Raw genomic sequence first — 10,069 nt, forward strand, 5'->3', positions numbered from 1 at the left:
CGTCGGGGAGGGGGCCCCACACACTCCGACCGCCGTCATGGAGGATCGACCCATGGGTGAACGTGTGGAGCGGGTCGACGAGCAGGATCGGGTCATCGATGTGGTCGAGCGGGGCGAGGCCGTGCGCGAGGGATGGCTGTACCGGATGGCCATGGTGCTGTGCCGCGACGCGCGCGGCCGCTGCCTGGTGCACCGGCGCCCCGAGAGCAGCTCGCGGTTTCCGGGCGAGTACAGCTGGCTGGTGGCCGGGGCCGTGAAGGTGGGCGAGGCCTACGAGGACGCCGCGCGCCGGGAGCTGCGCGAGGAACTCGGGGTGGACGCTCCGGTGCGCCCGCTCTTCAAGTTCCTGTGCGACGGCGAGCTGAGCCCGTACTGGTTCGCGGTGTACGAGGCCGTCGTGGCGGAGGAGGACATCGTGCCGGACGCGTCGGAGGTCGCCTGGCACGGCTGGCTGACCGACGACGAGTTGAGGGCGGCCATGGCGAGCTGGAAGTTCGTCTCGGACAGCCGGGACGCCTACGCTCGCCATCTCGCCCTCGGCTCGTCCGGCCAGGGCTCAGGAGCGGTTGACGCGACCGGCCACCGCGTGGCCGATGAGTAGGTACACCACGGCGGGCAGACCGTAGTTGACGATCGTGCGCCAGGTGTCGGACCTGATGGTGAACATGTCGCGCGACCAGCCCGAGAGCCAGTCCGCCGCGTGCCGCACCCACGACACGATGTCGTTGGCGGTGTTGGCGTTGACCAGGAAGAAGGCGATCCAGAGGATCAGGATCAGGGCCATGACATCGACGATGACGAGTATGCCGGTGGCTGCGGGGTTACCGCCATAGCGTCTGGACATGTTCAACTCCTTGTCTGTAACGGTGCGTTGAGGTTCCGGGACCACAGGCCGTGACGTGCCCGGCGGGGGCCGCGGGGGCTCCCGCCGGGATACGGGGGATGTGGGTCCTCACAGGCTGAGCAGGCGTTCCGCGAGCCTGCGGTATTCGCGCAGGGCCATCCGCATGTCCTCGGTGGCCGAGCCGCCGGACGCGTCCTGCCAGGTCGCGCGCAGCGTCCCGCGCCGCTCCCCGAGGGTCTCGATGATCCGCTCGGTCAGGGCGTCGACCGCCGAGGCCGCTTCCTCGACCGCCGAGCGGGGCTCGTCCACGAACCCGCCGACCGCGTGCTGGAGCCTGAGCTGCAACTTCTCCCGCTCGTGGGGCGGCAGCACGGTGTCGTCGTCGACGGCACCGCCGGCCTCGGTTCCCGCCCGCCGGCCGGCCTGCTCGGGGACGCGCCCCTCGGCCGCGGACGGCACCGATGCGGGCCGCTCGGACAAGGGCTGGTCGGCTCCGGGCCGCTCGGACAGCGGCCGGTCGGACAGGGCCCGCTCGGACGCCGGGGCCGCGCCGAGGTGCTGGCCGGTGCCGGGCCCAGCCTGGCCGGCGAAAGGCTGCTCGGGAGCGGTCTCGCGTGCGCTCACCGACTGATCGGGCACGGCCCGCTCGGGGACGTCGTGACCGGTCGGTGGCTGATCGGGGACACCCCGGCCGGGGGCCTCGCGACCGCTGAGGACCTGATCGGACGCGGCCCGGGCAGGGACGTCGCGTGCGGTGCCGGGCTGCCCGGGAACGTCGCGTGCGGCGCCGGGCTGTTCGGTGCCGGGCCGCTCGGGGACGTCGCGCCCCGAGACGAGCTGATCGGCCAGGGGCTGTTCGGATGCGGGACGCTCGGGCTTGGTCATGACTGGCTCCCTCGGGCGATGTCGTCGCGATGCGTGGCGTTGGTGGAGGTGTGACGGCCGCCCCGCGCTCCGAGGCGCCCGGCCTTGTCGCCGCGCCGCTCTCCGGCCAGTACGGCGAAGAACTCGTGGGCCTGCACGAGGGTCTCGCGCAGCTCCTCCGTGCTGGGCCTGCGGCCGTCGGCGCCTTGGGCCACGCCGCGGATGCGGCGGTAGCTGTCCAGGTGCTGGGGGTGGTGCACCGAGAGCGCGGCCAGTTGCTCCTCGGACGAACCGCTCGGGAAGCCGCGTTCGTGGGCGAGCCGGCCCAGCAGAGCCTCGGCCTCGGCCACCGCGCGGGTGGGCGATTCCACGAACTCCTCCTGGACGCGGGCCCATTCGGCCGCGTAGCGGCTGCGCTCCGCCGCGCTCGGGGGGTCGACCTTCAGGCTGCCGTACCTGCGGACCCGCTCGTCGAGATCCTTCTCCGCGGCCTTCACATCGCCGTGGTGTTCGGCCACGGTCCGTTCGTACTCGGGTCCGAACCGGCTGCGCAGGCCTTGGCCCCGCCGCGCGACGAACATGCCGATGACCACCGCCAGGACAACGATCACCACGACCGCTATCAGGATGATGACGACACCACTGGACATGGCCTGCCTTTCCGTTGGAGAACGGCCCCGCACTTCGGGCTGTCCTCCACCGTGTAGACGCGAATCGGCCGAATAAACGCGGTGTTAAGAGACGCGTCCCGTGACGTGCGCGCGGCGCGCCGTTCACCCCATCGGGTCACGGGATTTTCGCCCCGGCCCGAACACGGAGACGCTACAGAGGAACAAACACCAACAAACTGGAGGAAATCGTGCGCATCCGTACCGCACTCGCCGCAACCGTCCTGGCCGCCACTGCCGTCGTCGGCACGGCGGGTGCCGCAGCCGCCGACCCCAACCCGCCGGTGGTCGGCACGGCCACGGACTCCCCCGGTGTGCTGTCCGGCGACGTCATCCAGGTCCCCGTCGACATCCCGGTCAACGCCTGCGGCGACAGCATCGACCTCATCGGGCTGCTCAACCCGGCGGCCGGCAACACCTGCGTCAACCACTGACGCGCCGGTCCCGCACGTGACTTCGCCCCGGAACGGCACCAGGGTTCCGGGGCGAAGCCGCGTCCCCGGCCCGCCCGTCCCCGCCAACCCGCCCGTCCCCCAAGGAAATCGCCCGGCTCACCCCGCGTGATGCGTGCATCGGCGCGGCGCCGGGAGCAGACTCGCCCTCGCGAGGGGGGCCGGCGAAGAACAGAACGAACAGGAAAGCAACGTCATGTCGACTGCCACCCACACCGAGCACGCCCAGCACACCCATGAGCACGGCGCCGGCTGCGGCCATGTGGCCGTGCCCCACGCAGACCATGTCGACTATGTGCACGACGGCCATCTCCACCGGTCCCACGACGGCCACACCGACGAGTGCGAGCCCGGCGGACACACCGTGCACGAGGACCACGCCCATCGCCACCAAGCGGGCTGCGGACACGTGTCCGTACCGCACGGCGACCATGTCGACTACATCCACGACGGCCACCGCCACGCCGACCACGACGGCCACTGGGACGATCACTGAGCGTCGCCCGGAGTTGAGCCCCGGAGTCGCACCACGGAGTCGAACCCCGGAGCCGAACGAGGACGCACCGCTTGGGTGCGCCCCGGATCAGCCCGCGTCCGGCCGGTCGACCGGGATCCCCCTCGGCGAGCACGGCAGCTCTCCGCCCGCTCGGGCAAGGGATCCCTCATCAGCGGCCGTGTCCGCTCTCGCCCGTGCGAGCTGTATCAGCTCACGTGCGCAGTCGAGCAGTTGGGCGTTTGCCATCGGCCGTGCCGGGGGCCCGGCCGCCCGGCCCGCCGTCGTGCCGCCGATGGCGAGGGCCAGATGGACGGAGAGCCCGTCGTCCCCGCTCGCGGTGTGCGGGGCGGCACGCGGTACGTACAGGACGTCGCCCGCGCCGATGACGGTGCGCAGGACGGGCGCACCCGGGTCCGGCACCGGGCCCGGGCCGCGAGTGCCGTCGGCCGGGGGCTCGGCCTCGTACACCGTCCACTCCTTGCGGCCCGCGAGCTGCACGACGAGGACGTCGGCGCCGTCCCGGTGCACATCGGGGCCCCGGCTCCCGATCATGGTCGCGAAGCAGAACGCCTCCGTCACGCGCCCCAGGTCCTGGGAGAGGAGGGCCGTCAGGGCGCCCACCGAGGCGTTCCAGCGGCCGAGTCGGGGCAGCAGGAGCGTCGCCCCCTCGGCGAGCAGGTGCATGATCCGTTCCGGGTCGGCGAAGCCTTCCTCCGGACCCTCGGCGCACCCGGCGGCCGTACCGAACTCCACCGCCGGCACGAGCTCCCCCTCGCGCAGCAGCTCGACGTACGGTGTGCGCATCAGGGTTCCGTCGAGCGCGCCCGTCAACTCCCGCAGGGTGGGCACCTCCTGGGGCAGGCACGGTGGGGTGAAGACGTGCGGCCGACCTCGGCGACACTGCTCGAAGAACGCCCCGGGCTCGCCCACCAGGCGGTCAAGCACTCCCCAACGCATCGTCTCTCCCCAGGTCGGAAGCGGTCCGGCGCCGCCACTTGCCGAACCTACGGGAGTGATCACCGGTATGCCCCGGGACGATCGGGCAGCGTGCTCGGCCGCGAAGCCGCCGGATCTGCCCGGGAGATCCTTGACGCGACCGCCAACGGGTTCCGCCCGATCGTTGACCTCAAGCGCGGTAGAGGTCGTACGTTCCTCGCATGAGTATGGAAGCCACCGCGTGGACACAGCTCCACAACGTCATGAACGCCCAGCAGGACAAGCGGCCCTTCAACCGGGCCACCCTGCGCCGCATCGCCGCCTTCGCCCGTCCGCACCGGCGCCGGATCGTCCTCTTCCTGGTTCTGAGCGTCGCCACGGCGCTGCTCGCGGTGGCGACCCCCCTGCTCGCCGGGCGGGTGGTGGACGCGATCGTGGCCGGCAAGGAGAGCGGGACCGTCACCCGCCTCGCCCTCTACATCGCCGCGATCGCCCTGGCCGAGGCGGCGCTGGGGATCGCGAGCCGGTGGCTCTCGTCGACGCTCGGCGAGGGGCTGATCCTCGATCTGCGGACGGCGGTCTTCGACCATGTCCAGCGGATGCCGGTCGCGTTCTTCACCCGGACCCGGACGGGGGCGCTGGTGAGCCGCCTCAACAACGATGTGATCGGCGCCCAACGCGCCTTCAGCAACACGCTGTCGGGGGTGGTGAGCAACCTGGTCACCCTGCTGCTCACCCTCGCGGTGATGCTGGGCATCTCCTGGCAGATCACCCTGCTCGCACTCGTCCTGCTGCCCGTGTTCGTGCTGCCCGCGCGCCGCATGGGCACCAGAATGGCGCGGCTCCAGCGTGAGGCGGCCGAGCACAACGCCGCCATGGGCACCCGGATGACGGAACGGTTCTCGGCTCCCGGCGCGACCCTGATCAAGCTGTTCGGGCGGCCCGCCGACGAGTCGGCCGAGTTCGCCGCGCGGGCGGGCCGGGTGCGCGACATCGGCGTGCGTACGGCGATGGCCCAGTCCGCGTTCATCACCGCGCTCACCCTGGTGTCGGCCCTCGCACTCGCCCTGGTCTACGGGCTCGGCGGTTACTACGCGCTGCGCGGCTCCCTCGAAGCGGGCGCGGTCGTCTCACTCGCCCTGCTCCTCACCCGGCTCTACGCACCGCTCACTTCGCTGGCCGGGGCGCGGGTGGAGGTGATGAGCGCGCTCGTCAGCTTCGAGCGGGTCTTCGAGGTGCTCGATCTGAAGCCGCTCATCGCGGAGAAGCCCGGTGCCCGGACGGTGCCGGCGGGCCCGGTGTCCGTGGAGTTCCACGACGTACGGTTCGGCTACCCGGCCGCCGACAAGGTCTCCCTCGCCTCGCTCGAAGAGGTCTCCAGCCTCGACACCCGGGGCGGCACCGAGGTACTGCACGGCGTGTCCTTCCGCGCCGAGCCGGGCCAGATGGTCGCCCTCGTCGGCTCCTCGGGCGCCGGCAAGTCGACGGTGGCCCAGCTCCTGCCGCGCCTCTACGACGTCGACGCGGGCACGGTCCGGCTCGGCGGGATCGACGTACGGGACCTGACCGCCGATTCGATCCGGGGCACGATCGGCATGGTCACCCAGGACGGGCACCTCTTCCACGAGTCGGTGCGCGCCAACCTGACGCTGGCCCGCCCGGACGCCGACGAGGAGCACCTCTGGGAGGCTTTGCGCCGGGCCCGTCTGGACGGCCTGGTCGCGTCCCTGCCGGACGGCCTGGACACGGTGGTCGGCGAGCGCGGCTACCGGCTCTCGGGCGGCGAGCGCCAGCGGCTGACGATCGCCCGCCTGCTCCTGGCCCGCCAGCGGGTCGTCATCCTGGACGAGGCGACCGCCCATCTCGACAACACCTCCGAGGCATCCGTACAGGAGGCGCTCGGTGAGGCACTGGAGGGCCGCACCGCGGTGGTGATCGCCCACCGGCTCTCCACGGTGCGCTCCGCCGACCTCATCCTGGTCGTGGAGGACGGCCGGATCGTGGAGCGCGGCACGCACGACGAACTGCTCCGAACCGGCGGCCGCTACGAGGAGTTGTACCGCACCCAGTTCGAGCGCCCGGGCGGCGCGCCCGCCCTCGGCTGACGGAGCGGCCGCCGCCGCACCGGCTCCACGGGACGGCGAGGCGCCGTCAGTCGCCGGTCCCGAGCAGCCGGTCGGCGTCGATGACGGCGCCCAGTGCTCCGCGCAGGGCGCCGACCGACATGTCGTGCAGCTCGGCCCGCGAGAGCGTCTCGTGGGTCAGCCAGTCCACGCACAGCGCGCGGACGAACACCAGCCAGGCCGTCAGGGCCGCCGAGGCGGTGTCCCGGGCCCGGCCCTCCAACGCGGTGGCGCCCAGGACGCGGCGGCTCAGCTCGGCGAGTTCGTCGTTGATGATCGCCTGGATCACCGGATCGCCCGCGAGTACCCGGTTCGCGGCGAGCACCGTGTTCCGATTCGCCGCGAAGTAGTCGAAGTGGAGGTCGAGCCCGGCGGAGAGCTGCGCGCGCAGCGAGTGCCCGGGATCGATCCGGGTTCCGTCGAGCAGACGGTCCGAAGCCTGCTGGTAGACGGCGGCGAACAGTGCGCTCTTGTTGGGGAAGTACCGGTAGAGCAACGCCCGGGAGACACCCGCCTGTTGCGCGACGTCCTCCATCAGCACGTCGTCGTACGGCCTCGCCGCGAACAGCCGGGCTCCGACATCGAGCAGCTCCTTGCGGCGCTCGGCGGGGCTCAGTCTGCGGCGCGCGGTCATGCCCCTCACGTTACTTGACGCGTGTACAGCAGCAGACCTATGGTCGCCTTAGTAGACACATGCCCACTAAGCAAGGGGGACTCCATCATGGCTCGGCTCCTCAAGTGGCTTTCGTGGGCGATGGGTGTCGCCGACATGGCGATCGGCGCCCTACATCTCACCGTCGGTATGGGGGCGGTGCCCGGTGCCGGCTCCCCGGGGCCGACCGTCGACAGCCTCATGCGGTTCTTCGGCGCGATCTTCCTCGGGTACGGGCTCGCCTGGATATGGGTGGCGCGTCAGTCGCCGATCCCTTCGCGGGCCGTGCGCGCGCTGGCGGCGGTCTTCTTCCTCGGGGGCGCCGCACGACTGCTGTCGTGGGCGGCGCTCGGCCGCCCGGACTCCTTCCAGATCGTCCTGATGGGCATCGAACTCGCCCTGCCGCCGCTCTACTTCTGGCTGGCGGGGGCCGACGAGCGCGACACCGCGACGCAGCGCCGCGAGGGCGAGCAACCGGTCGGCGCCGCGACCCGCTCGACGCCGTGAGGACGCTCCCGGAAACACGCGGGTCCCGAGGGAACGGATCATCCCCGATCACGGTCTAGTTCCCTGCGCACCCCTGAAGGCGGTGCGGCTGGACGGTGGTCGCCGGGCGCCGCGTCCGGCAGACCGTTCGCAGAGAGTGTTCTTGATCCCATGGGGCTCACAAGTACCGCCGTTCTGGCCTTGGCCGTGCTCTGCACGGTGCTGCTGTCCCTCGTCGTCGTATGGCAGTGGCCCCGGCTCTCGGGGCGGGGGTGGAAGTCGGTCCTCGGACGGGTGGGCCTGATGTGCGCGGTCCAGCTGCTGCTCTTCTCCGCCGTCGGGCTCGCCGCCAACAACACGTTCCTCTTCTACGGCTCGTGGGCGGATCTGTTCGGTCAGCAGGACGGCGTGGGGGTGCTCGGCGCGCGATCCGCCGCCAACCCCGGGGTGAAGGTGGACGGCAAGCAGAAGGTCGACGTCCCCGGCGCCGGCAAGCCCAGCATCGGCGGCGAGGTGCAGAAGGTCTCGGTGCAGGGAGAACGGTCCCGGATAGTGACCCCGGCGTACGTCTACCTGCCGCCGGAGTACTTCCAGAAGGGGTACGAGAAGCGGACGTTCCCCGTCACCGTGGTGCTGACCGGCTTCCCCGGCACGGCCGAGAACCTCATCAAGGGACTGCACTACCCGAAGACCGCGTGGACCCTGTCCAAGCAGAAGAAGACCCAGCCGATGATCCTGGTGATGATGCGGCCGACCGTGGCTCCGCCCCGCAACACCCAGTGCATCGACATCCCGGGCGGCCCCCAGACCGAGACGTTCTTCGCCGACGACCTGCGCAAGGCCGTCGCCGGCACGTACCGGGTCGGCACGAAACCGCGCAACTGGGGCTTCATCGGCGATTCGACGGGCGGCTACTGCGCCCTCAAGATCGCGCTGCACCACCCGGAGGCGTACGCGGCCGGGGTCGGGCTCTCCGCCGACTACAAGCCGGACGTCGACATCCAGTCCGGTGACCTCTTCCACGGCAACAAGCACGAGGAGCACCGTTCCGACCTGCTGTGGAGCCTCGACCACCTGCCCCAGGGCAGGTCCTCCTTCCTGGTCACCACCTCCCGGCAGGGCGAGAGCAACCTCAAGGAGACCCGGCAGTTCATCGCGAAGGTCAAGAAGCCCGCCCAGGTCTCCTCGATCACGCTGGACTCCGGCGGCCACAACTTCAACACCTGGCTCCGCGAGATCCCGCCCTCCCTGGAGTGGCTGAGCGCCCGCCTCGACGGACGCTGAGCGGCGGACGAAACTCGGCTGCCCCACGCGCCCGACTCGCCTATCGTCAACGTGATTTCCGGCCGGGCCCCGGCCCGGCCGGAACGAGGACGACGACGTGGAGGATGATCGTGCGCTACCGCGAACTGGGACGCAGTGGGCTGTCCGTGTCCGAGATCGGTTACGGCGCCTGGGGCATCGGCGAGTCCAGTTGGGTGGGCGCCACCGAGGACGAGTCGGTACGCGCCCTGCACCGGGCCCTCGATCTCGGCGTGAACTTCATCGACACGGCACGCGGCTACGGCGAGAGCGAGCGGATCGTAGGCCGGGTGGTGCGTGAGCGCGCCGGCTCCGGGGACGCGGTGCGCGTGGCCACCAAGGTGCCGCCGAAGAACGGTGTGTGGCCGGCCCCCAGCGGCATCGACCCCGCGCGCGCCTTCCCCGGCTCCCACATCCGCGACAGCGTGGAGACCAGTCTGCGCGCGAGCGGCCTGGAGCGCTTCGACGTGCTCCAGTTCCACGTCTGGAGCGACGACTGGGTCGGCCGGGGCGACTGGCTGGAGACCGTGGACGGCCTCAAGCGGGAGGGGAAGATCGGCCTGTTCGGCGTCTCCGTCAACGACCACCGGCCCGACACCGCGCTGGAGCTCGTCCGCAGCGGCGCCGTGGACAGCGTTCAGGTCATCTACAACATCTTCGACCAGTCCCCCGCCGACGAACTGTTTCCGGCGTGCCAGGAGCACGGCGTCGGGGTCATCGTGCGGGTCGCTCTCGACGAGGGCGGTCTCACCGGCGGCATCACGGCCGACACCACGTTCCCCCAGGGGGACTGGCGTCACCGCTACTTCAAGGGTGACCGTCCCGCGCAGGTTGAACGACGGGTCGACGCGATCGTCGCCGATCTCGGTATCACTTCCGACGGGATGGCCGAGACGGCGCTGCGTTTCGTGCTGAGTTCGCCGGCGGTCTCCACCGTCATCCCGGGCATGCGCAGTGTCCGCAACGTGGAGCGCAACACCGCCCTGAGCGACGGGCGCGCCCTGACCGCCGAGCAGCTCGCCGTGCTGGCGAAGCACCGCTGGCAGCGCAACTTCTACTCCTGAGGGTCCCCGCGGACGCCGGGGTCCCGCGCAGGTCCCGCGGGGCTGTCGTGGGGGGGGGGGCCGACCCCCCCCCCCCCCCCCCCCCCCCCCGCCCCCCCCCCCCCCCCCCCCCCCCCCCGCGGGGGCCCCCCGGGCCCCCCCCCCCCCCCCCCCCCGCCGACCCCCCCCCCCCCGCGCCCCCC

Annotated in this window: 12 protein-coding genes; 7 read left to right on the forward strand and 5 right to left on the reverse strand. The window is 71.6% G+C overall.

Annotation, left to right across the window (positions count from 1 at the left end):
- Window positions 1-52 precede the first annotated feature (52 nt).
- Window positions 53-601, forward strand: coding sequence for an NUDIX hydrolase (locus ACFYNP_RS17405; RefSeq protein WP_388786253.1), 549 nt, complete (start codon window positions 53-55; stop codon window positions 599-601).
- Here ACFYNP_RS17405 and ACFYNP_RS17410 read toward each other — a convergent pair.
- The 3 genes from ACFYNP_RS17410 to ACFYNP_RS17420 form a co-directional block, all read right to left on the reverse strand.
- Window positions 557-844, reverse strand: coding sequence for a hypothetical protein (locus ACFYNP_RS17410; protein WP_100573173.1), 288 nt, complete (start codon window positions 842-844; stop codon window positions 557-559). The two genes, ACFYNP_RS17405 and ACFYNP_RS17410, sit on opposite strands and share 45 nt — an antisense overlap.
- A gap of 108 nt (window positions 845-952) precedes the next feature.
- Window positions 953-1,729 (reverse strand): hypothetical protein, encoded by a 777-nt coding sequence (locus ACFYNP_RS17415; protein WP_388786254.1) that lies wholly within the window; start codon window positions 1,727-1,729, stop codon window positions 953-955.
- Window positions 1,726-2,358, reverse strand: a complete 633-nt coding sequence (locus tag ACFYNP_RS17420) for a hypothetical protein (RefSeq protein WP_388786255.1) — start codon at window positions 2,356-2,358, stop codon at window positions 1,726-1,728. The genes ACFYNP_RS17415 and ACFYNP_RS17420 overlap by 4 nt, the downstream gene beginning before the upstream one ends.
- A 206-nt stretch (window positions 2,359-2,564) precedes the next feature.
- Between ACFYNP_RS17420 and ACFYNP_RS17425 the strand changes: the two genes are divergently transcribed.
- Together ACFYNP_RS17425 and ACFYNP_RS17430 are read left to right on the forward strand one after the other, a co-directional pair.
- Window positions 2,565-2,810, forward strand: a complete 246-nt coding sequence (locus tag ACFYNP_RS17425; RefSeq protein WP_388412963.1) for a chaplin — start codon at window positions 2,565-2,567, stop codon at window positions 2,808-2,810.
- A 214-nt stretch (window positions 2,811-3,024) separates the two neighbouring features.
- A complete protein-coding gene (locus tag ACFYNP_RS17430; protein ID WP_388412622.1) occupies window positions 3,025-3,324 on the forward strand; it encodes a hypothetical protein in 300 nt (99 codons plus the stop codon).
- 87 nt (window positions 3,325-3,411) lie between these two features.
- Here the strand turns inward: ACFYNP_RS17430 and ACFYNP_RS17435 are convergent, their stop codons facing one another.
- On the reverse strand, window positions 3,412-4,281 hold the full coding sequence (locus ACFYNP_RS17435; RefSeq protein ID WP_388786257.1) for a JmjC domain-containing protein: 870 nt from the start codon (window positions 4,279-4,281) through the stop codon (window positions 3,412-3,414).
- A gap of 200 nt (window positions 4,282-4,481) precedes the next feature.
- Here ACFYNP_RS17435 and ACFYNP_RS17440 point away from each other — a divergent pair, with 200 nt between their 5' ends.
- On the forward strand, window positions 4,482-6,365 hold the full coding sequence (locus ACFYNP_RS17440) for an ABC transporter ATP-binding protein (protein ID WP_388786259.1): 1,884 nt from the start codon (window positions 4,482-4,484) through the stop codon (window positions 6,363-6,365).
- A gap of 46 nt (window positions 6,366-6,411) precedes the next feature.
- Here the strand turns inward: ACFYNP_RS17440 and ACFYNP_RS17445 are convergent, their stop codons facing one another.
- A complete protein-coding gene (locus ACFYNP_RS17445; RefSeq protein WP_388786261.1) occupies window positions 6,412-7,017 on the reverse strand; it encodes a TetR/AcrR family transcriptional regulator in 606 nt (201 codons plus the stop codon).
- Window positions 7,018-7,104: 87 nt separating this feature from the next.
- Between ACFYNP_RS17445 and ACFYNP_RS17450 the strand changes: the two genes are divergently transcribed.
- The 3 genes from ACFYNP_RS17450 to ACFYNP_RS17460 all read left to right on the forward strand — a co-directional run bounded on the left by ACFYNP_RS17450 (window position 7,105) and on the right by ACFYNP_RS17460 (window position 9,887).
- Window positions 7,105-7,542: a DUF4345 domain-containing protein gene (locus ACFYNP_RS17450; protein WP_388412628.1), complete on the forward strand. Its 438-nt coding sequence runs from the start codon at window positions 7,105-7,107 to the stop codon at window positions 7,540-7,542.
- A 150-nt stretch (window positions 7,543-7,692) separates the two neighbouring features.
- The gene (locus tag ACFYNP_RS17455) at window positions 7,693-8,805 is read left to right on the forward strand and encodes an alpha/beta hydrolase (RefSeq protein ID WP_388786263.1); all 1,113 of its coding nucleotides are present in this window, start codon (window positions 7,693-7,695) and stop codon (window positions 8,803-8,805) included.
- Window positions 8,806-8,915: 110 nt separating this feature from the next.
- A complete protein-coding gene (locus tag ACFYNP_RS17460) occupies window positions 8,916-9,887 on the forward strand; it encodes an aldo/keto reductase (protein WP_388786294.1) in 972 nt (323 codons plus the stop codon).
- Window positions 9,888-10,069: the final 182 nt, after the last annotated feature.

Origin of the sequence: Streptomyces sp. NPDC006691, assembly GCF_042869955.1 — a bacterium.
GTDB lineage: Bacteria > Actinomycetota > Actinomycetes > Streptomycetales > Streptomycetaceae > Streptomyces.